This window comes from Stenotrophomonas sp. ZAC14A_NAIMI4_1 (assembly GCF_003086915.1).
GTDB lineage: Bacteria > Pseudomonadota > Gammaproteobacteria > Xanthomonadales > Xanthomonadaceae > Stenotrophomonas.
In genome coordinates this window covers 3,100,635-3,118,841 of sequence record NZ_CP026002.1, presented here as the reverse complement: position 1 = coordinate 3,118,841, position 18,207 = coordinate 3,100,635, and the positions used below count along the sequence as shown (strand labels likewise).

General features: G+C 66.6%; 20 protein-coding genes. 15 read left to right on the top strand and 5 right to left on the bottom strand.

Annotation, left to right across the window (positions count from 1 at the left end):
* The 5 genes from petA (at position 1) to C1926_RS14250 (ending at position 3,945) form a co-directional block, all read left to right on the top strand.
* The gene (gene petA, locus C1926_RS14270; protein ID WP_004151998.1) at positions 1 to 621 is read left to right on the top strand and encodes a ubiquinol-cytochrome c reductase iron-sulfur subunit; all 621 of its coding nucleotides are present in this window, start codon (positions 1 to 3) and stop codon (positions 619 to 621) included.
* Positions 621 to 1,880, top strand: coding sequence for a cytochrome bc complex cytochrome b subunit (locus C1926_RS14265; protein ID WP_108759621.1), 1,260 nt, complete (start codon positions 621 to 623; stop codon positions 1,878 to 1,880). Before petA ends, C1926_RS14265 begins: the two co-directional genes overlap by 1 nt.
* Positions 1,873 to 2,622 carry a cytochrome c1 gene (locus C1926_RS14260; protein ID WP_108759620.1) on the top strand — a complete coding sequence of 250 codons (750 nt, stop codon included), beginning with the start codon at positions 1,873 to 1,875 and terminating at the stop codon, positions 2,620 to 2,622. The genes C1926_RS14265 and C1926_RS14260 overlap by 8 nt, the downstream gene beginning before the upstream one ends.
* Before the next feature lie 134 nt (positions 2,623 to 2,756).
* Positions 2,757 to 3,392, top strand: a complete 636-nt coding sequence (locus C1926_RS14255) for a glutathione S-transferase N-terminal domain-containing protein (protein WP_108759619.1) — start codon at positions 2,757 to 2,759, stop codon at positions 3,390 to 3,392.
* A gap of 85 nt (positions 3,393 to 3,477) precedes the next feature.
* Complete coding sequence (locus C1926_RS14250; RefSeq protein WP_108759618.1) at positions 3,478 to 3,945, top strand: ClpXP protease specificity-enhancing factor; 468 nt, start codon at positions 3,478 to 3,480, stop codon at positions 3,943 to 3,945.
* 77 nt (positions 3,946 to 4,022) lie between these two features.
* Here C1926_RS14250 and C1926_RS14245 read toward each other — a convergent pair whose 3' ends face one another.
* The 4 genes from C1926_RS14245 to C1926_RS14230 form a co-directional block, all read right to left on the bottom strand.
* Complete coding sequence (locus C1926_RS14245) at positions 4,023 to 4,373, bottom strand: DUF3301 domain-containing protein (RefSeq protein ID WP_108759617.1); 351 nt, start codon at positions 4,371 to 4,373, stop codon at positions 4,023 to 4,025.
* A gap of 68 nt (positions 4,374 to 4,441) precedes the next feature.
* Complete coding sequence (locus C1926_RS14240; RefSeq protein ID WP_108759616.1) at positions 4,442 to 5,380, bottom strand: DUF2272 domain-containing protein; 939 nt, start codon at positions 5,378 to 5,380, stop codon at positions 4,442 to 4,444.
* Between the two features lie 127 nt (positions 5,381 to 5,507).
* Complete coding sequence (gene nadC / locus C1926_RS14235) at positions 5,508 to 6,359, bottom strand: carboxylating nicotinate-nucleotide diphosphorylase (protein WP_108759615.1); 852 nt, start codon at positions 6,357 to 6,359, stop codon at positions 5,508 to 5,510.
* Positions 6,356 to 6,625, bottom strand: coding sequence for a Trm112 family protein (locus C1926_RS14230; protein ID WP_108746345.1), 270 nt, complete (start codon positions 6,623 to 6,625; stop codon positions 6,356 to 6,358). The genes nadC and C1926_RS14230 overlap by 4 nt, the downstream gene beginning before the upstream one ends.
* 58 nt (positions 6,626 to 6,683) lie before the next feature.
* Here C1926_RS14230 and purE point away from each other — a divergent pair, with 58 nt between their 5' ends.
* Positions 6,684 to 7,187 (top strand): 5-(carboxyamino)imidazole ribonucleotide mutase, encoded by a 504-nt coding sequence (gene purE, locus C1926_RS14225; protein WP_079221357.1) that lies wholly within the window; start codon positions 6,684 to 6,686, stop codon positions 7,185 to 7,187.
* Positions 7,184 to 8,332, top strand: a complete 1,149-nt coding sequence (locus C1926_RS14220; protein WP_108759614.1) for a 5-(carboxyamino)imidazole ribonucleotide synthase — start codon at positions 7,184 to 7,186, stop codon at positions 8,330 to 8,332. Before purE ends, C1926_RS14220 begins: the two co-directional genes overlap by 4 nt.
* A 138-nt stretch (positions 8,333 to 8,470) precedes the next feature.
* Here the strand turns inward: C1926_RS14220 and C1926_RS14215 are convergent, their stop codons facing one another.
* On the bottom strand, positions 8,471 to 9,049 hold the full coding sequence (locus C1926_RS14215; protein ID WP_108759613.1) for a superoxide dismutase: 579 nt from the start codon (positions 9,047 to 9,049) through the stop codon (positions 8,471 to 8,473).
* A 119-nt stretch (positions 9,050 to 9,168) separates the two neighbouring features.
* On the opposite strand from C1926_RS14215, the gene grxD reads away from it, so the two are divergent.
* The 8 genes from grxD to C1926_RS14175 all read left to right on the top strand — a co-directional run bounded on the left by grxD (position 9,169) and on the right by C1926_RS14175 (position 18,196).
* A complete protein-coding gene (gene grxD, locus C1926_RS14210; RefSeq protein WP_079221360.1) occupies positions 9,169 to 9,489 on the top strand; it encodes a Grx4 family monothiol glutaredoxin in 321 nt (106 codons plus the stop codon).
* Complete coding sequence (locus C1926_RS14205; protein ID WP_108759612.1) at positions 9,486 to 10,262, top strand: SDR family NAD(P)-dependent oxidoreductase; 777 nt, start codon at positions 9,486 to 9,488, stop codon at positions 10,260 to 10,262. The genes grxD and C1926_RS14205 overlap by 4 nt, the downstream gene beginning before the upstream one ends.
* Before the next feature lie 229 nt (positions 10,263 to 10,491).
* Positions 10,492 to 13,704, top strand: coding sequence for a carboxypeptidase regulatory-like domain-containing protein (locus C1926_RS14200; protein WP_254057273.1), 3,213 nt, complete (start codon positions 10,492 to 10,494; stop codon positions 13,702 to 13,704).
* A 251-nt stretch (positions 13,705 to 13,955) separates the two neighbouring features.
* Positions 13,956 to 15,344, top strand: coding sequence for a nucleotide 5'-monophosphate nucleosidase PpnN (gene ppnN / locus C1926_RS14195; protein WP_079221363.1), 1,389 nt, complete (start codon positions 13,956 to 13,958; stop codon positions 15,342 to 15,344).
* 178 nt (positions 15,345 to 15,522) lie between these two features.
* Entirely contained in the window at positions 15,523 to 16,038 is a 516-nt protein-coding gene (locus C1926_RS14190) for a Tfp pilus assembly protein FimT/FimU (protein WP_108759610.1), read from the top strand.
* Entirely contained in the window at positions 16,035 to 16,511 is a 477-nt protein-coding gene (gene pilV / locus C1926_RS14185) for a type IV pilus modification protein PilV (protein WP_079221365.1), read from the top strand. Before C1926_RS14190 ends, pilV begins: the two co-directional genes overlap by 4 nt.
* 50 nt (positions 16,512 to 16,561) lie before the next feature.
* Positions 16,562 to 17,674 carry a PilW family protein gene (locus C1926_RS14180; RefSeq protein WP_254057413.1) on the top strand — a complete coding sequence of 371 codons (1,113 nt, stop codon included), beginning with the start codon at positions 16,562 to 16,564 and terminating at the stop codon, positions 17,672 to 17,674.
* Positions 17,675 to 17,677: 3 nt separating this feature from the next.
* Positions 17,678 to 18,196 (top strand): PilX N-terminal domain-containing pilus assembly protein, encoded by a 519-nt coding sequence (locus tag C1926_RS14175; RefSeq protein WP_254057272.1) that lies wholly within the window; start codon positions 17,678 to 17,680, stop codon positions 18,194 to 18,196.
* Positions 18,197 to 18,207: the final 11 nt, after the last annotated feature.

Below are 18,207 nucleotides of genomic sequence, written 5' to 3'. Positions count from 1 at the left end.
ATGGCCAACGATGGGGTACACGATCCAGTCAACACCGGACGTCGGCGTTTTCTTTCTGCCACCACAGCCGTGGTGGGCGCCGTCGGCGTCGGATTCACCGCAGTTCCTTTCATCAAATCCTGGAACCCCAGTGCCCGCGCCAAGCTTGCCGGCGCACCGGTGGTGGCCGACATCAGCGCCCTGCAGGAAGGCCAACGCCTGATCGTGGAATGGCGTGGCCAGCCGATCTGGATCGTCAAACGGTCCAAGGCGATCCTGGATGCACTGCATGGGCTGGATGGCCGTCTCAAGGACCCCGAGTCCGGCGAGAAGGACCAGCAGCCGGACTACGTGCTCAAGCAGAACCCCGAGCTGCGCTCGATCAAGCCGGACATCTCCGTGCTGGTCGGCCTGTGCACGCACCTGGGCTGTTCGCCTGAAATGGTCGCCGAGATCCGGCCCGAGCCCTACGACCCGCAGTGGAAGGGCGGCTACTTCTGCCCCTGCCACAAGTCGCGCTTCGACATGTCCGGCCGCGTCTTCAAGGACGTGCCGGCGCCGATCAACCTGAAGGTGCCCGCGCACCATTACCAGGACGACAACACCATCATCATCGGTGTCGATCCGCAGGGGGCAGCCTGATGGCCAATATCCTCGCCCGTACCGCCAGCGGCGTGGCCGACTGGGTCAACGCCCGCGCGCCGGGGCTGATGCCGGTCTACCGCAAGCATGTCAGCGAGTACTACGCGCCGAAGAACTTCAACATCTGGTACTACTTCGGTTCCCTGGCGCTGCTGGTGCTGGTCAACCAGATCGTCACCGGCATCTTCCTGACGATGCACTACAAGACCAACGCCGTCGAGGCGTTCGGTTCCATCGAATACATCATGCGGGACGTGGAGTGGGGCTGGCTCATCCGCTACATGCACTCCACCGGGGCCTCGCTGTTCTTCATCGTGGTCTACCTGCACATGTTCCGCGGGCTGCTGTACGGCAGTTACCAGAAACCGCGCGAACTGGTGTGGATCCTCGGCATGCTGATCTACCTGGTGCTGATGGCCGAAGCCTTCATGGGCTACGTGCTGCCGTGGGGCCAGATGTCGTTCTGGGGCGCGAAGGTCATCATCTCGCTGTTCGGCGCCATACCGGTCATCGGCAACGGCCTGACCGAGTGGATCATGGGCGACTACCTGCCCAGTGACGCCACGCTCAACCGCTTCTTCGCCCTGCACGTCATCGCCCTGCCGCTGGTGCTGCTGCTGCTGGTGGTGCTGCACCTGGGGGCACTGCACGAAGTGGGGTCGAACAACCCTGATGGGGTGGAGATCAAGAAGGGGCCGAAGGGCAACCGCTGGTCGCCGAACGCCCCGGCCGACGGCATTCCCTTCCACCCGTACTACACGCTCAAGGATGGCGTCGGTGCCGGCTTCCTGCTGATCATCGCGGCCTTCATCATCTTCTTCGCGCCGGCCTTTGGTGGCCTGTTCCTGGAGCATGACAACTTTACCGAGGCCAACCGCCTGGTGACGCCCGAGCACATCAAGCCGGTCTGGTACTACACGCCGTACTACGCGATGTTGCGGGTGGTGCCCAACAAGCTGGGCGGCGTGCTGGTGATGTTCTCGGCCATCGCCATCCTGTTCCTGGTGCCGTGGCTGGACCGCGCGCGGGTCAAGTCCTACCGCTACCGCGGCCTGCTGTCGAAGGTGCTGCTGGGGGTGTTCGCGGTGTGCTTCGTCTGGCTGGGCGTGATCGGCTCCGGCCCGGGCACCGATGCGCACGAAACCTACGTCGGGCGGGTGCTGACCTTCCTGTACTTCGCGTTCTTCATCACCATGCCGCTATGGACCAGGTTGGACAGGACCAAGCCGGTACCGGAGAGGGTGACCACCCATGACTGATCGCTGGATGGTCCGGTTGGCCCTGATGGCCACCCTGATGCTGGGCAGTTTCCTGGCCTCCGCCGCCGAGGGTGGCACCAAGCTGCTGCAGTCCGGCAACGACCTGGGTGACCGCGCATCGCTGCAGCGCGGCGCGCAGCTGTACATGAACTACTGTTCCGGCTGCCACGCGCTGAAGTACCTGCGCTATTCGCGCATGGCCCAGGACCTGGGCCTGAGCGAGGAAGAGGTGATGGCCAACCTCAACTTCACCGGCTCGGCGATCGGTGACCCGATCCCGGTGGCGATGCCCAAGGAACAGGCCGAGAAATGGTTCGGCAAGATGCCGCCGGATCTCAGCCTGATCTCGCGGGTACGCGGCAGCGACTGGATCTACACCTACCTCAAGTCGTTCTACCTGGACAGCAGCCGTCCGCTGGGCTGGAACAACGCCCTGTTCGCCAACGCGTCCATGCCCAACCCGTTGTGGGAGATGCAGGGCCTGCAGCACGCGGTGCACGGCAAGCCCGAAGCGCCGGGCATGGACCCGCCGGTCACCGGCCTGCGCCTGGAATCGCCGGGCAACGTCGATGCCGGGCAGTACGACCAGGCCGTGCGGGACATCACCAACTTCCTTGAATACGCCGGTGAACCGGCCGCACTGAAGCGCCAGCAGCTGGGCGTGTGGGTGATCCTGTTCCTGGCCCTGCTGACCTTCCTGCTGTACCTGCTGAAGAAGGAATACTGGAAGGACGTGCACTGATTCTGCGGCCGGCCATGCGCAAAGCCTATTGGCTTTTGTGATGGTCGGTTGCACACTCGGGGAGGAGTCGACCGCCGGCACGGTGCTGGCGGCGCCGATGCGGCAGGCGGTCTCCTGTCGTAGGAGAGCCTTTGATGGCGGCGAGCGTACGCATGCGCAATACACTGACGCTGTTTTCCTCGAACGATGATGTCCTGTGCCACCGGGTACGCCTGGTCCTGGCGGCCAAAGGGGTCAGCTATGACTTCGTTCCTGTCGACCCGCAGAATCCGCCTGAAGATCTGATCGACCTCAACCCCTACCACTCGGTGCCGACCCTGGTCGAGCGCGAGCTGGTGTTGTATGCCGCCTCGGTGGTCAGCGAGTACCTCGACGAGCGCTACCCGCATCCGCCGCTGATGCCGGTCGATCCGCTCTCGCGTGCGCGCATCCGCCTGGCCATGCTGCGCATCGAACACGACTGGGTGCCGCAGGTGCAGGCCATCCAGCTGGGCAACAAGACCCAGGCCGAGGCCGGCCGCAAGCGGCTGAAGGAGCTGCTGACCGCCTCGCTGCCGCTGTTCAAGGCCAGCAAGTTCTTCCTCAACCCGGAAATGAGCCTGGCGGACTGCGCCATGGCGCCGATCATCTGGCGCCTGCAGTCGCTGGACGTGCCGCTGCCCAAGGATGGCAAGGCCATCGAGGATTACGGCAACCGCATCTTCCGCCACCCCGGTTTCGTCCGCAGCCTGACCGACCAGGAAAAGAAGCTGCGCGACCTGCCGGGCTGAGCCTGGCGGCCGCATCCCGTCTGCATGCCCACCGGCGTGCAGGCGATCCGCCCCGGCAGGGGCGTCGGGCGCGTACACTTCACGCATGACCGACGACTTCTTCCACATGACCAGCCACCGCCCGTACCTGCTGCGGGCGCTGGTGGAATGGATCAACGACAACCAGCTGACCCCGCACATCCTGGTCGACGCCGGCGTTCCCGGCGTCCAGGTCCCGCCTTCGGCGGTGAAGGATGGCCGGGTGGTGCTCAACATCGCCGAGCGCGCGGTGGTGCAGTTGATGATCAACAACGAGATGGTGAGCTTCTCGGCGCGCTTCTCCGGCACCAGTTATCCGGTGCAGGTGCCGATCAGCGCGGTGCTGGCCGTGTACGCGCGCGAGACCGGGCAGGGCATGGCGCTGCCGGACGATATTCCGGGCACCGAGCCGGCACCGGCCAGCGACGAGCTGCTGCATGAGGGCGAAACGCCGTCAGGCGACACGCCGCCGGACGACCGGCCGCCGACCAGCCCGCCGCCGAAGGGTCGCCCGACCCTGCGCGTAGTGAAGTAACGGCAGGTGCCGACCGTTGGTCGGCACTTCCTCATGCAACGGTGGGTGCCGACCGTTGGTCGGCACGCCTTTACCGCTTAGACATCCTCTGCATCCTCGACATCCGCGCGGATCTGGCTGATCCGCGCCGCGCCCGGGCCGGTGAACGAGATCAGCTGGTCGCCGCGCAGCACCATGCGGCCGACATGGCGATCAATGCCGTCGTAGGAATACTCGAACTTGAAGGTGCGCTCGAAGCCGAGCCGGCCATCCTCGCCACGCGACAGGCGCATGCCGGTGGCGTGCACCGCCTGGTCGAGCCACTGCACATCGGCGGCGCGGCACGCATTGCGGCCCAGCTCAACGGCACGTTCGGCCGCCGACCGCGCGGCGTTCCAGAAGAAGTAGACGATGCCGCCGGCGATCAGCAGCAACAACAGGGTAGGCATGGCGTCACGCGTGCAGGTTCGATCCCGCAAAGATGGCGGCGAACGTGCAGCGGATCAAGCCACCCCCCTCATTGTCCATTCGGGGGCGGTGCGACCGGCAGCGGTGCGACCCGCGACGCAGGTGCGGTCAGCTGCAGCAGCGCGGCCCAGTCCTGGCGGTTGAAGCTGCACTCATCCTCGCGGCCTGGCGTGCAGGCGGGTTCGACGCCGGTGCTGCTGCGGTCGCGTGCCGGCGGCAGCTGGATCAGGCCCGTGCGGTCCAGCTGCAGCAGGCGCATGGCCACGGTGTTCATCACGTTGCCACCCACCAGGTACAGGGTCTGGTCGCCGCCGAGGTTGGCTGCCACCACCACTTCGCAGTGTGATTTCCAGTGCCCGACCGAGCCGTTGGCCAGCGCCTGCACCAGCCCGCTGTAGCTCAGCGTGCTGCTGCGGTCGCGCAGGAAGCACAGCAGGTCGCCGGGTGCCGGCTTGGCCGTGGCCGGGTCCACCAACCGGTACGGCACGCCGGACGGCCCGGCCTGGTAGGCCGCGCGGATGTAGTCGATATGCCGCGGCGAGGTGGTGAAGCCGGGCACGCCAGCGCGGGTCATCACCCAGGAAATGAAGGCGGCCGACCACGGGTTGTCCACGAGGAAGGCGCGGCAGTCGCTGTCGGTGTAGCGCGTGCCCAGCGGCGCCAGGCAACTGCAGGCGCCGGGAATGTTGCCCATGGCATTGAGCGTGCCGCTGTCGCGCCAGTAGCTGGCCACGCGTTGCCAGGCGATCAGGCCGTTGTCGGCCAGGTGCTCGCTTTCCGCTTCGGTGACGCTGAGGCTGGCCGCGCGCCCGTCGCGATCGATGAAGGGGCGGTACCACAGCCGGTGTTCGTTGCAGGCGGCGTTGCGGATGGAGATGGCCAACGGACTCAGGCCGAAGCGCGGAGGTACGTCGCAGGCTTCGGCGGCGGCGGCTGACAGCGGCGCGGCGGCCAGCAGCAGGCAGGCAGGCAACAGCATCCGGCGCATGCGCGGCTCCTGTGGGGGATGGCCGCAGCGTCGCAGTGACGTCGTGAACGCAGGGTGTGAGAACGGAATTGAACATGGGGTCAGATCCCTTTTCCAACGGAAAAGGGATCTGACCCCGGATCTACCCTCAGCCCGGCGGCGGCCCCAGCTTCAGCGACAGGTCGATGGCCTGCACGTGCTTGGTCAGTCCGCCGATGGAAATGCAGTCCACGCCGTCCTCGGCAATCGCGCGCAGCCCGTCCAGGCCGACGCTGCCGGATACTTCCAGCGGAATGCGGCCGGCGGCGATGCGTACCGCGTCGCGGCGCAGCGATGCATCGAAGTCGTCCAGCAGGATGCGCTCGCAGCCCGCCTCCAGTGCCTGCTGCAGCTGGTCGAGGTCTTCCACTTCCACCACCAGCGGCAGCGACGGCCACTGCTGGCGCGCGGCGGCCACGGCGGCGGGCAGCGAGCCGGCCGCGCGGATGTGGTTTTCCTTCAGCATCACCGTGTCGTACAGGCCGAAGCGGTGGTTGTCGCCGCCACCACAGCGCACGGCGTACTTCTGCGCCAGGCGCAGGCCGGGCAGGGTCTTGCGGGTATCGAGAATGCGCGTGCCGGTGCCGGCCACCGCAGCCACGTAGCGGGCGGTGGTGGTGGCGGTGCCGGACAGCGTCTGCAGGAAATTGAGCGAGGTGCGTTCGGCGCTGACCAGGCTGCGGCTGCGGCCGTGCAGCAGGGCCAGCACCGTGCCGGCGGCGACGCGGTCGCCCTCGGCCACGCGCCATTCGATGCGCACCTGCGGATCCAGGGCGCGGTGCGTCGCGTCGAACCAGGGGCGGCCAGCGATCACCGCATCCTGCTTGCACAGCAGGTAGGCGCTGTCGGCCTGGTCGGGCAGCAGGGCGGCGGTGACGTCACCGCTGCCCAGGTCCTCGGCCAACGCCCGGGCGACATCGGCCGCGACGAGGGCCGCATCCGGCGTCGGCAGGGCGGTCATGCGGCGGGGAAGTCGGCGATCTGCGCGGTCGGGATGGCCTCTTCGGCCAGCAGCACCGGAATGCCGTCGTCCACGCGGAACACCTGCTTGCGGTCGCGGGTCACCAGCGCCTCGCGCAGCGGCTGGGCCAGCGGGTTGCCATCGGCCTTGTTCACCGAGCCGGCGGAAATGGCCTTGTTGAGGGCTTCCAGGCCCTTGCCATCCAGCAGGGACAGGGGCTGGCGGGTGTCCGGCGACACCAGCAGGTCAAGCAGCTTGCGATCCATGGTTCTTCGTCTTGCGTGGAAGACGGCTAGAATACGTCTTTAAGGCAGGTGACGGCCAATGACCCCCAACCCGATCGCGCCGCTTGTCGGCATCGTCATGGGTTCCCGCTCCGACTGGGAAACCATGCAGCACGCCGCCCAGAAGCTTGAAGCCCTGGGTGTTCCGTTCGAAGTGAAGGTGGTCTCCGCCCACCGCACCCCGGACGTGTTGTTCAGCTACGCAGAAGAAGCGGGCCCGCGCGGCCTGCGCGCGATCATCGCCGGTGCCGGCGGGGCTGCGCACCTGCCGGGCATGATCGCCGCCAAGACCGCCGTGCCGGTGCTGGGCGTGCCGGTGCAGTCCAAGGCCCTCAACGGCATGGATTCGCTGCTGTCGATCGTGCAGATGCCGGCCGGCATCCCGGTCGCCACCTTCGCCATCGGCAACGCCGGCGCATCCAATGCGGCGCTGTTCGCTGCGGCGATGCTGGCCAGCGACCAGCCGGCCATCGGCCAGGCGCTGGAAGCGTTCCGGACGCGCCAGACCGAAGATGTCATGGCCCACGACGATCCGCGCCAATGAGCCTGACCGTCGGCATCCTGGGCGGCGGCCAGCTCGCCCGCATGATGGTACTGGCGGGTGCACCGCTGGGGCTGCGCTTCGAGCTGTACGACCCGGCGGCCGACGCCTGCAGCGGCCCGCTGGCGCCGCTCACCATGGCCGCCTTCGATGACCGCGAGGCACTGGCGGCGTTTGCCGCCAAGGTCGACGTGGTCACCTTCGATTTCGAGAACGTGCCTGCCGACAGTGCGCAGTGGCTGGCCGGGCAGGTGCCGGTCTATCCGCCGCCGTCGGCGCTGGCCGTTGCGCAGGACCGGTTGAGCGAGAAGACGCTGTTCCAGCAGCTGGGGATTCCGCTGCCGGCCTTCGCCGACATCCGCAGCCGCGATGAGCTGGCTGCCAAGGCCGCCGAATTCGGCCTGCCGTGCATCCTCAAGACCCGCCGCCTGGGCTACGACGGCAAGGGCCAGTTCCGCCTGCGCAGCGAGGCCGACATCGACGCGGCATGGGACGCGCTGGGTGCCCAGGTCGAGCGCACCGGCCTGATACTGGAGGGTTTCGTCGCCTTCGAGCGCGAAGTCAGCGTGGTCGCCGTGCGCGGCCGCGACGGCAGCTTCCAGGCCTGGCCGGTTACCGGCAACTGGCATGTCGATGGCGTGCTCTCGGCCAGCGTGGCCCCGGCCGTGCTGTCCGACGCCGAGCATGAGGCGGCGATTGGTTATGCGCGCCGCGTGGCCGAGCACCTGCAATACGTGGGTGTGTTCGCGCTGGAGCTGTTCTGCCGCGATGGCGAGCTGCTGGCCAATGAGATGGCGCCGCGCGTGCACAACTCCGGCCACTGGACCATCGAAGGCAGCGAGACCTCGCAGTTCGAGAACCACCTGCGGGCCGTGCTGGGCCTGCCGCTGGGCAGCACCCGCATGCTCGGCCATGCCTGCATGCTGAACTGGCTGGGCGCCATGCCCGATGCGGCACCGGTGCTGGGCCAGGCCAGCGGCCACTGGCACGACTACGGCAAGCAGCCGCGCGACGGCCGCAAGGTCGGTCACGCGACCCTGCGCGACGATGATGCCAACGCGCTGGCCGATGCACTGCTGCAGGTCGGCCTGGAGCTGGACCGCCAGGACCAGGTGGCCCCGGCCGTACACGCGTTGCGCAACGGCTGATCCCGGTAATGCCGGCGCCGGGATACCCGGCGGCACGCACCCCCGGTAGTGCCGGCCGCTGGCCGGCAACGCCCGCCAAGGTGGGCATCTACGGTAGCGCCGGGCCATGCCCGGCGGCCCGCAATGCCGGCAGCTGCCTCAGCGCAGCTGGCTCTCCGCGAATTCCCAGTTGACCAGTTGCCAGAACGCTTCCAGATAGCGCGCGCGCTCATTCTGGTAGTCGGTGTAGTAAGCGTGTTCCCACACGTCACAGCACAGCAGCGGCGTGCTGTCGCCGGTCAGCGGCGTGCCCGCGTTGCGGGTCGCCTGGATGCCGAGCTGGCCGCCGGGGTGCTGCACCAGCCAGACCCAGCCGGAACCGAACAGGCCCAGCGCCGCGCGGTTGAACTCCTCGCGTAGGCGCTGGCCGTCGCCAAACTGGCGCTTGACCAGTTCGCCCAGCCGGCCCTGCGGCTCGCCGCCGCCGCGCGGGCGCAGGCATTGCCAGTAGAAGCTGTGGTTCCAGGCCTGCGCGGCCGCATCGAACAGCTTGCCCTGGGCCTGGCGGACGATGTCCTCCAATGTCGCTTCTTCCCATTCCGTGCCGACGATGGCGGCATTGACCGCATCCACATAGGCGCGATGGTGGCGGCCGTGGTGCAGCTCCACGGTCAGCGCGGACAGGTGCGGCTGCAGGGAGCCGGGAAGGTAGGGCAGGGCAGGCAATTCGACGGGCATGGACAGGTTCGTGGCCAGGGGACGGCGGCAGCCGGTTCCATCGGCTTACAATGGCGGCTACCGTGGGCAGTCTAGCCGACCACTGCGGTCGGTTTGTCCGGCGAAGCAAGGAGTGAGGTGTGGCGGTAATGCAGCAAATCCAGGCCGAGGTGGATCGTTACCCGCTCGTGCTGTTCATGAAGGGCACCCCGCAATACCCGATGTGCGGCTTTTCCAGCCGTGCCGTGCAGGCGTTGATGGCTGCCGGTGCCGTCGCCCTGCGTACGGTCAACGTGCTGGAGGAACCGGAGATCCGCGCCAACCTGCCGCGCTTCTCCAACCTGCCGACGTTCCCGCAGCTGTTCATCAACGGGGAGTTGATCGGCGGCTGCGACATCGTCATGGAGCTGTTCGAAGCCGGCGAGCTCAAGCGCATCGTCGAAGAGGCCACCCAGGGATGAGTGCCTGGCCATCGACGTCGGCGACCGATGCGGCGCTCGATGGCCGTCCGTTGCAGGACCGCGTGGTGCTCATCGCCGGTGCCGGTGGCGGGCTGGGCAGTGCCGCAGCCGTCGCGGCCGCCGAAGCCGGGGCCACCGTGGTGCTGATGGGCCGCAAGCCGCGGCGGCTGGACCGGGTCTATGCCCAGGTGCAGGCCGTGGGCCCCGAGCCCCTGCTGTATCCGCTGGACCTGGAAGGCGCCGGCCCCGATGACTATGTCGAGCTGGCCCAGGCCCTGCAGCGTGAGCTGGGGCGGCTGGATGGCCTGCTGGTCTGTGCCGCGCATTTCCCCGGCCTGACCCCTTTCGAGCTGGCCGACCCGGCCAGTTTCGCCCGCGCCGTGCACGTCACCCTGACCGCCCCGGCGTGGCTGGCCCAGGCCTGCCTGCCGCTGCTGAAGCAGCGCGACGACGCGGCCCTGGTGTTCGCCGTCGATGCACCTGAAAGGGTGGGGCAGGCCTATTGGGGCGGCTACGGCGCAGCCCAACACGGGCTGCGCGGGCTGATCGCCAGCCTGCATGATGAACTGGGCCGCAGCCCGGTCCGGGTCAGCGGCCTGTATCCGGGCCCATTGCGTACCGCCCTGCGCGCCCGTGCCTATTCAGTTGACCAGGATCCGGCCGCCCAAGGCCCGGAAAAGGCCGCCGCAGCGGCCGTTGCGCTGCTTTCCGCCGGCGGTGCCGCTTGGCGCGGGCAGGTACTTGACGCCAGTCACACTACTGACGCGAGTTAAGTGGACGATAAGACGGAATGAAGGTTCCGTCACGAACTCGTTGCGATCCCGTGCCGTTTGTCGCACAACCGTCACAATGAAGGCGTAGCGTGTTAATCTAGTGTTAACCGTTGCGGCAGCTGCCGTTCACGGTAGGGAACCCCAGATAAATGTCCAGTCAGCCGCCCGCAAGGCTGGTTGGATGCGCTTTTTTTCCGCCATCGCCAACTCGCATCGAGGCTACCGAAAAATGACCCACCCACTCCGGATGTCCAAGCTCACCCTTGGTCTCGTGGCTGCACTCGCCGCCGCCCCCGCCTTCGCCCAGAGCACCTCTGCCGGTGTCGGCGGCCAGGTCATCTCCCGCGCCGGCCAGCCCGTCGCCGGCGCCGAAGTCACCATCACCCACACCGAGTCGGGCACTATTTCTCGTGCCACCACCGATGCGGCCGGTCGTTACAACGCCCGCGGCCTGCGCGTTGGCGGTCCGTACTCGATCACCATCACCAAGCCGGGTGAAGGCACCAAGACCGAAGATGGCGTCTACCTGGGCGTGAACCAGACCGGCACCATCAACGCCACCCTGACCGGTGACCTGGCCGCTGCCACCAACCTGGACGCCGTGCAGGTCACCGCCGTGGCCGCTGGCTCGGAAGTCTTCAGCGCCACCAAGATGGGCTCGGGCACCAACCTCAGCCAGCAGCAGATCGAAGTTGCACCGTCCATCGGCGGCAACATCCAGGATCTGATGCGCCTTGACCCGCGCGTGACCTTCATCGACCGCGCCTCGGGCTCGATCTCGGCCGGTGGCCAGAACCCGCGCTTCAACTCGATCAACATCGACGGCGTCTCGGCCAGCGACACCTTCGGCCTGGAAGGCAACAACATGCCGACCCGCCGCCAGCCGGTCGCGATGGAAGCCATCGAAGCGCTGGACATCAACCTGTCCAACTACGACGTCAGCATCGCTGCCGCCGCCGGTGCCACCGTCAACGCGGTGACCAAGTCGGGTACCAACGAATTCCACGGTTCGGTCTACGGCACCTACCGTGACGGCGACTGGTTCGGTGACAACCCGGAAGGCCAGCCGTTCAAGGGCTTCACCAAGGAAGAAACCTACGGCATGACCGTGGGCGGCCCGATCGTCAAGGACAAGCTGTTCTTCTTCGCCAACTACGAGAAGTTCAAGCAGGCCGCACCGGGCGCCGACCTGAGCGGCACCGCGCTGGGCAAGGCCAACCCGCAGTTCACCATGGCCGACGTGACCCGCGCGCAGCAGATCGCCCAGGGCTACGGCATCAACGCCGGTGGCCTGGAAAGCAACGGCGACACCGAGATGGAAGAGTACGCGCTGAAGCTCGACTGGAACATCAGCGACAACCACCGCGCCAACTTCCGTTACAGCAAGATCGACCAGAGCAAGCTGCGCATCAACGGCATGAGCACCAGCACGGCCTCGCTGAGCTCGTACTGGTACCAGCATGACAAGACCAACGAGAGCTACGTCGCCCAGCTGTTCAGTGACTGGTCCGACAACTTCTCGACCGAGTTGAAGGCTTCGTACCGCGAGTACTCGGCGATCCGCAACGTGCCGACCGACGCGCCGAGCATCCGCATCTATTTCCAGGGCACCGAGACTGCGCCGACGGGTGACTCGCTGTACCTCGGTACCGAAGTCAACTCGCAGGACAACATCCTGCAGACCAAGGCATGGAACTACTACGCCGCCGGCACCCTGACCCTGGGTGACCACGACGTCAAGTTCGGTGCGTCGTACGACACCAACGACATCTACAACTACTTCGGTTCCAACTCGTGGGGTGCCTACACCTTCTACGGCCTGGACAATTTCGCCGCTGGCCGCTGGAGCAGCTACAACTACAACCCGGAACGCACCCCGGGTTCGATTCCGGCTGACTACAAGTTCAGCAACCTGGCCCTGTTCGTGCAGGACACCTGGTATGTCAACAGCAACCTGACCCTGACCATGGGCGTGCGTGCCGACCGTGCTGACACCAGCCCGGCCCCGGCCTACAACGCCACGGCGTCGGCCTTCTTCGGCAACGACAACAGCAAGGTCCTGAGCAACAAGTTCCTGGTGCAGCCGCGCTTCGGCTTCAACTACACCTTCGACACCGAGCGTCCGACCCAGCTGCGCGGCGGCGTGGGCCTGTTCCAGGGTGACGCCCCGCAGGTGTGGCTGAGCAACAGCTACTCGGCGACCGGCTTCAACAACTCGGTCTACACCTTCAACCGCAACGACCCGACGCTGCAGTTCAGCCCGAACAAGGATGGTCAGCCGGTCCCGACCACCCCCGGCTCGAACCGCCAGAACGTCAACTTCGTCGGCAGTGACTTCAACATGCCGTCGGTCTACAAGGCCAACCTGGCCTTCGACCACGAGCTGCCGTGGAATGGCATCGTGGCCTCGGCCGAACTGCTGGTCACCAAGGTCAAGGACGCGCTGTACTACAAGAACCTGAACCTGGGTGCGGTGCAGCAGGTGGGTCCGGATGGCCGTGATCTGTACTACGCGACCGCGCGCAACGGCAATCTGTGGATCAACGACGACGCACGCGCCGGCCGTAACCGCAGCTACGACTCCGTGTACGAAATTGCCAATACCGACAAGGGCCGCACTTCGCAGTTCACCGTGTCGCTGAGCAAGCCGTGGTCGGAAGCCAGTGACTGGTCCTGGAACCTGGGCTACACCTACACCGACGCGACCGAAGTCGGTTCGCTGACCAGCTCCACCGCCAGCTCGGGCTGGGGCTACCAGTACGCCTTCAACGCCAACAGCGAAACCGAGAACACCTCGCGTTACCAGATCCGTGACCGCGTGTCGGGCTCGCTGAACTGGAAGCACAAGTTCTTCGGCGACTACGAAACCAAGGTGGGCCTGGTGTACGAAGGCCGCAGCGGCCGTCCGTACAGCTACGTCTACGTGAACGACGCCAACGGCGACAGCCGTTCCGCGAACGACCTGTTCTACGTCCCGAACCCGGGTGACGTGCTGTTCGGCGACATCGACAGGAACACCGGCAAGTTCACCGCGAATGCCGAAATGGAGAAGTCGTTCTACGAATGGCTGGCCAACAACCCGCAGCTGGCGAAGTACGCAGGCAGCTATGCTCCGGCCAACGGCTTCCGTACCGGCTGGATCAACACCTTCGATATCCGCGTCAGCCAGCAGCTGCCGGGCTTCATGAAGGGCCACAAGTCGGAAGTGTGGGTCGACATCCAGAACGTCGGCAACATGCTGAACAAGAAGTGGGGCAACATCTACGACTACGGCTTCTTTGCTGATGCACGCGTCGCCACCCTGCAGGGCATCAAGGACGGCAAGTACGTGTACAACTACCGTGGCGCGGACGCGCCGGCGGTGGCCAACAACGACGCAGACGGCTTCGACGTCGGTGTCTCGCAGTGGTCGGTGCAGCTGGGCTTCCGCTACCAGTTCTGATGAACTGAGGTAGTTGCTGTACATGGAAACGGCCGGGGAAACCCGGCCGTTTTCCGTTCAGGCGAAAGTCCTTGCGGTGGTGCAGGCAGGGGCGTAGCATGCGCTCTCGTGCGCGGCGCAATACGCCGCTTGGCGGTCCCGGAAAGGCGAACGCGGGCAGCACATATCCAACGGTCGGGTTTCCCGGCCGTTTTGCTTTTTAAGGGGGCGGCAGTACAGTCGGAAACCTTGAAGGAAGCGAAAAGTTGGATATGACGACGAACGAAAAAGCAGCCCGCGCGCTGCCGGTGCAGGATGCGCGGATCTACCCGCGCGGTGGGCTGGATGTGCTGTCGCGGGCCGAGGTCGCGCGCCTGCGCGATGCCTCCGGTGGTGGCATGCACGAACTGCTGCGCCGCTGTGCGCTGGCGGTGCTGACCAGTGGCAGTGCTTCGGATGATCCGCGCGCGGCGCGTGATCTCTACCCTGATTTCGACATCCAGGTGGCGCAGCAGGATCGCGGCGTGCGCATCGACCTGGTCAATGCCCCGGCGATGGCCTTCGTCGATGGCGAGATCATCCGCGGCGTGGCCGAACTGCTGTTCGCCGTGGTCCGCGACCTGGCCTACATGGCCATCGAGATGGGCCCGGCCTACGCGGCCGAGCTGGAATCTTCGGAAGGCATCACCAACGCGGTGTTCGGCCTGCTGCGCAACGCGCGCATCCTCAACCCGGGCGATCCGAACCTGGTGGTCTGCTGGGGCGGCCACTCGATCGGCCGCGACGAGTACCTGTACACCAAGCAGGTCGGTTACGAGCTGGGCCTGCGTGGCCTGGACATCTGCACCGGCTGCGGCCCGGGCGCCATGAAGGGCCCGATGAAGGGCGCCACCATCGCCCATGCCAAGCAGCGCAAGACGGTCACCCGCTACATCGGTCTGACCGAGCCGGGCATCATCGCGGCCGAGTCGCCGAACCCGATCGTCAACCACTTGGTCATCATGCCGGACATCGAGAAGCGCCTTGAGGCCTTCGTCCGCATCGGCCACGGCATCATCGTGTTCGCCGGTGGCGTCGGCACCGCCGAAGAGATCCTGTACCTGCTCGGCATCCTGCTGCGCGAGGAAAACAAGGACCTGCCGTTCCCGCTGATCCTGACCGGCCCGACCGTGGCTGCGCCGTACTTCGAGCAGATCGACCGTTTCATCCGCCTGACCCTGGGCGACGCGGCGGCCGAGCGCTACGAGATCATCATCGGTGACCCGGTGGCGGTCGCCCGCAAGATGGCCAGCGGCATCAAGCAGGTGCGCGAGCACCGCCTGGCGCAGAAGGATTCGTTCTTCTTCAACTGGTCCATCGAGATCCCGTGGGAGTACCAGCAGCCGTTCGTGCCGACCCACGAGGCGATGGCCGCGCTGGACCTGCACCACGGCCGCGCCCCGCACGCGCTGGCGGCCGACCTGCGCCGGGCGTTCTCCGGCATCGTGGCCGGCAACGTGAAGGAAGACGGCATGCGCCGCATCGAAGAGTTCGGGCCGTTCCAGATCCATGGCGACGCGGACATGATGCAGGCCCTGGACGCGCTGCTGCGCGCCTTCGTCGAGCAGCGCCGGATGAAGATCTCCGGCGAGTACCAGCCCTGCTACCAGGTGCTGGCCTGACCGACTGCCCGGGGTCGGATCCCCGAAGGGGCTCCGCCCCCTTCCGGGGGCCGCCGGAAGGGCACGGCGTGTCAACGCTTTGACGCCCGTCGCCCCGTTCTGACCGTTCATCCTGCCGCCGCTTGCCGGCGGCAGCCGGGTGCGCCATCGTGGCCACCAACACGCTGGGGAGCGTTCCATGTCACTACGCCGGTCCAAGGGCTTCACGCTGGTCGAGTTGATGGTCACGCTTGCCGTGGTCGCCATCCTGGGCACCATGGCGCTGCCAAGCTTCCAGAGCACGCTCCGCTCCAACCGCATTGCCTCGGCGGGCAACGAGGTTACCGGCCTGCTGTCGCTTGCGCGCAGCGAGGGCGTCCGCAACAAGCGGGGTGGCGGGGTCTGCGGCAGTTCCGACGGTTCCAGCTGCGATGGTACCTGGAGCGCAGGCATGCTTGCCTGGTCCGACGTGAACGGCAATGGCACCCTCGACTCCGGCGAGACCGTCCTGCGCTTCGTCGCGATCTCCTCCGATTCGGTCACCCTCAGCGGTCCCGCCGCCGAGATCGCCTTCGACAACCGCGGCCGCCTCGTCGCCGCCCCCAGCCGGACGGTCACCATGCAGCCCGTCAAATGCGGCAAGGCGGTGCTGCGCCGTACCCTGACCGTCAATGCGGCGGGCCAGATCAATTCCACCAAGGCCGCCTGCCAATGAGCCGTCGTCTCCCTTCCTTCCCGCGGCGCCAGGCCGGCTTCAGCCTGCTGGAAGTGCTGATCGCCATCCTGGTGCTGGGCTTCGGGCTGCTGGGCTTCGCCATGCTGCAGACGATGAACGTGCGCTTCGTGCAAAGCTCCAACTACCGTACCGAGGCCACCAACCTCGCGTACGACCTGCTGGACCAGATGCGCAGCAACCGGTACCAGTCCGGCTGGTACACCAGCGCGTCGTTCGCGGCAGATTCGGTGAAGACCGCGCAGTGCAGCCGTCCGACCGGCGATGCCGTCACCGTGGCCAAGAACATCGCGCGCTGGCAGTGCCAGGTCGTGCAGGCCCTGGGCGAGGGCGCAAGTGCCACCGTGCTCAACAACAATGGCCGGGTGACCGTGGGTATCAGCTGGGGTGACCAGCGTTGGGATGCAAGCAATCCCGACACCAAGACCACCTTCACCCTGGAGTCGCAACTGTGAGCCGCTCCATTCCCTTCCGGCGTGCGATCGCCGGCATGTCGCTGATCGAAATGATGGTGGCCATGGTCATCGGCCTGGTGCTGATGCTGGGCGTCATCCAGGTCTTCGTGGCCTCGCGCACGGCCTCGATGCTGGCCGAAGGCAATGCGCGCGCGCAGGAGAACGGTCGCTTCGCGCTGGAGTTCCTGCAGCGTGACATCCGCATGGCCGGGCATTTCGGTTGCGTCAACGACCAGGCCCATTTCATCAAGGGAGAGGGCGATCCTCGCGTCAGTACCGGCGCTGCGACGGGCTCGGGCCACCCCCTGGATTTCAGCGTCAGCGTGCAGGGCTATGAAGCGACCTCGACCGGGCCGGGCACCAGCCTGACCCTGGGTGGTACCTGGAGCGGCGCGGAGAAGCTGCCGGCGTCGATCACCAAGCTCAACCCGCGGGCCGGCAGTGACGTGCTGGTGCTGCGCTACCTTGCGCCGGAAGGCGTGCCGGTCGCCACGCTTGCAACGGGCTCGGACAGCACGGTGGGCTTCGATTCGACCCTGGGGAGCCGCCTGACTGAGAATGGCGTCGCCACGCCTCTCCTGTTCGGCGTTGCCGACTGCAGCCATGCGGACGTTTTCAAGGGAACCTATGCTGCCGGCAGCGTCAAGGTGACCGGGCTCGACCTGGGGCGCTACGTGACCCAGCCCAGTGGGCAGACCATGATCTACCGCGCCGAGTCGGTGGTGTATTTCGTTGGCACGTCGGCGACCACGGGCGAACCGGCGCTGATGCGGGCCCGGGCCGATGGCGGCAATGACTATGCTGCCCCGGAGGAGCTGGTCGAGGGCATCGAGAACCTGCAGGTGCTGTATGGCCTGGACCAGACCACCAACATTTCCAGCGTGACTCCGCCACTGGGCCACATCAGCACCCAGGTCACGGCCACGGGCGTGACGTCCGACGCCGATGCCACAGGTGCGGCGCAGTGGCGCCGGGTCGGGCTGGTGCAGGTGGGCATCCTGGCCCGCAGCCCGCTTTCGACCACCGCCCCGGCCCCGTCAGCGGCGTTGAACTACCCCTCGGCGCTCGGCGTCTCGTTCGCTCCGGCCACCACCCCTGATGGGCGCTTCCGGACCACCTACGAATCCACCATCGCCCTGCGCAACCGTCTTTTCGGGAACTGAGCCATGCACGCACGCGCCCCAATGCGCCCAATGCGCCCGATGCCCCGCAGCCAGCGTGGCGCGGTGCTGTACGTCTCGCTGATCATGCTGATCCTTCTGGCATTGATCGGCATCGCCGGAATGCAGGTGGCAGGCATGCAGGAAAGGATGGCGTCCAACTACTACGCCACCAACGTTGCATTCCAGAATGCCGAAGGCATGACCCGGCGCAGCGAGCAGGCCATCGAAGCCATTGCGAACCGGACGACGGCGCCGACCGGCGCGCCGCTGGTGAGCACCGACATCCAGCAGAACTGCGACGTGGCCTTCGATCCGGTTGGCTGGGGGCGCGGCAAGACCACGGCGACGCATGAATCGGTGAATGTCCGCCGTATTGATGCCTGCATCATCGGTGGCGGCTCGCTGGCCATGGGTGATCCGCTTGACCCTGTCACGCCCGTCTACCAGATCACCACCTTCGCCAACGATGCCGTGACGGACCCCACGTCCACCGCGGCGATCGATACCGTCTTCAAGCTCTGAGGCCCGCCGGC

What these genes read in the sequence shown, in the direction of transcription:
- C1926_RS14265 (WP_108759621.1), top strand. Translation starts at nt 621, where the DNA reads ATGGCCAATATCCTCGCCCGTACCGCCAGCGGCGTGGCCGACTGGGTC.
- C1926_RS14205 (WP_108759612.1), top strand. Translation starts at nt 9,486, where the DNA reads ATGAGTGCCTGGCCATCGACGTCGGCGACCGATGCGGCGCTCGATGGC.
- nadC (WP_108759615.1), bottom strand. Translation starts at nt 6,359, where the DNA reads ATGACCGCCCTGCCGACGCCGGATGCGGCCCTCGTCGCGGCCGATGTC.
- ppnN (WP_079221363.1), top strand. Translation starts at nt 13,956, where the DNA reads ATGACGACGAACGAAAAAGCAGCCCGCGCGCTGCCGGTGCAGGATGCG.
- C1926_RS14215 (WP_108759613.1), bottom strand. Translation starts at nt 9,049, where the DNA reads ATGCCCGTCGAATTGCCTGCCCTGCCCTACCTTCCCGGCTCCCTGCAG.
- purE (WP_079221357.1), top strand. Translation starts at nt 6,684, where the DNA reads ATGACCCCCAACCCGATCGCGCCGCTTGTCGGCATCGTCATGGGTTCC.
- C1926_RS14230 (WP_108746345.1), bottom strand. Translation starts at nt 6,625, where the DNA reads ATGGATCGCAAGCTGCTTGACCTGCTGGTGTCGCCGGACACCCGCCAG.
- C1926_RS14190 (WP_108759610.1), top strand. Translation starts at nt 15,523, where the DNA reads ATGTCACTACGCCGGTCCAAGGGCTTCACGCTGGTCGAGTTGATGGTC.
- C1926_RS14180 (WP_254057413.1), top strand. Translation starts at nt 16,562, where the DNA reads ATGATGGTGGCCATGGTCATCGGCCTGGTGCTGATGCTGGGCGTCATC.
- C1926_RS14175 (WP_254057272.1), top strand. Translation starts at nt 17,678, where the DNA reads ATGCACGCACGCGCCCCAATGCGCCCAATGCGCCCGATGCCCCGCAGC.
- petA (WP_004151998.1), top strand. Translation starts at nt 1, where the DNA reads ATGGCCAACGATGGGGTACACGATCCAGTCAACACCGGACGTCGGCGT.
- C1926_RS14245 (WP_108759617.1), bottom strand. Translation starts at nt 4,373, where the DNA reads ATGCCTACCCTGTTGTTGCTGCTGATCGCCGGCGGCATCGTCTACTTC.
- pilV (WP_079221365.1), top strand. Translation starts at nt 16,035, where the DNA reads ATGAGCCGTCGTCTCCCTTCCTTCCCGCGGCGCCAGGCCGGCTTCAGC.
- C1926_RS14220 (WP_108759614.1), top strand. Translation starts at nt 7,184, where the DNA reads ATGAGCCTGACCGTCGGCATCCTGGGCGGCGGCCAGCTCGCCCGCATG.
- C1926_RS14260 (WP_108759620.1), top strand. Translation starts at nt 1,873, where the DNA reads ATGACTGATCGCTGGATGGTCCGGTTGGCCCTGATGGCCACCCTGATG.
- C1926_RS14250 (WP_108759618.1), top strand. Translation starts at nt 3,478, where the DNA reads ATGACCGACGACTTCTTCCACATGACCAGCCACCGCCCGTACCTGCTG.
- C1926_RS14240 (WP_108759616.1), bottom strand. Translation starts at nt 5,380, where the DNA reads ATGCGCCGGATGCTGTTGCCTGCCTGCCTGCTGCTGGCCGCCGCGCCG.
- C1926_RS14255 (WP_108759619.1), top strand. Translation starts at nt 2,757, where the DNA reads ATGGCGGCGAGCGTACGCATGCGCAATACACTGACGCTGTTTTCCTCG.
- C1926_RS14200 (WP_254057273.1), top strand. Translation starts at nt 10,492, where the DNA reads ATGACCCACCCACTCCGGATGTCCAAGCTCACCCTTGGTCTCGTGGCT.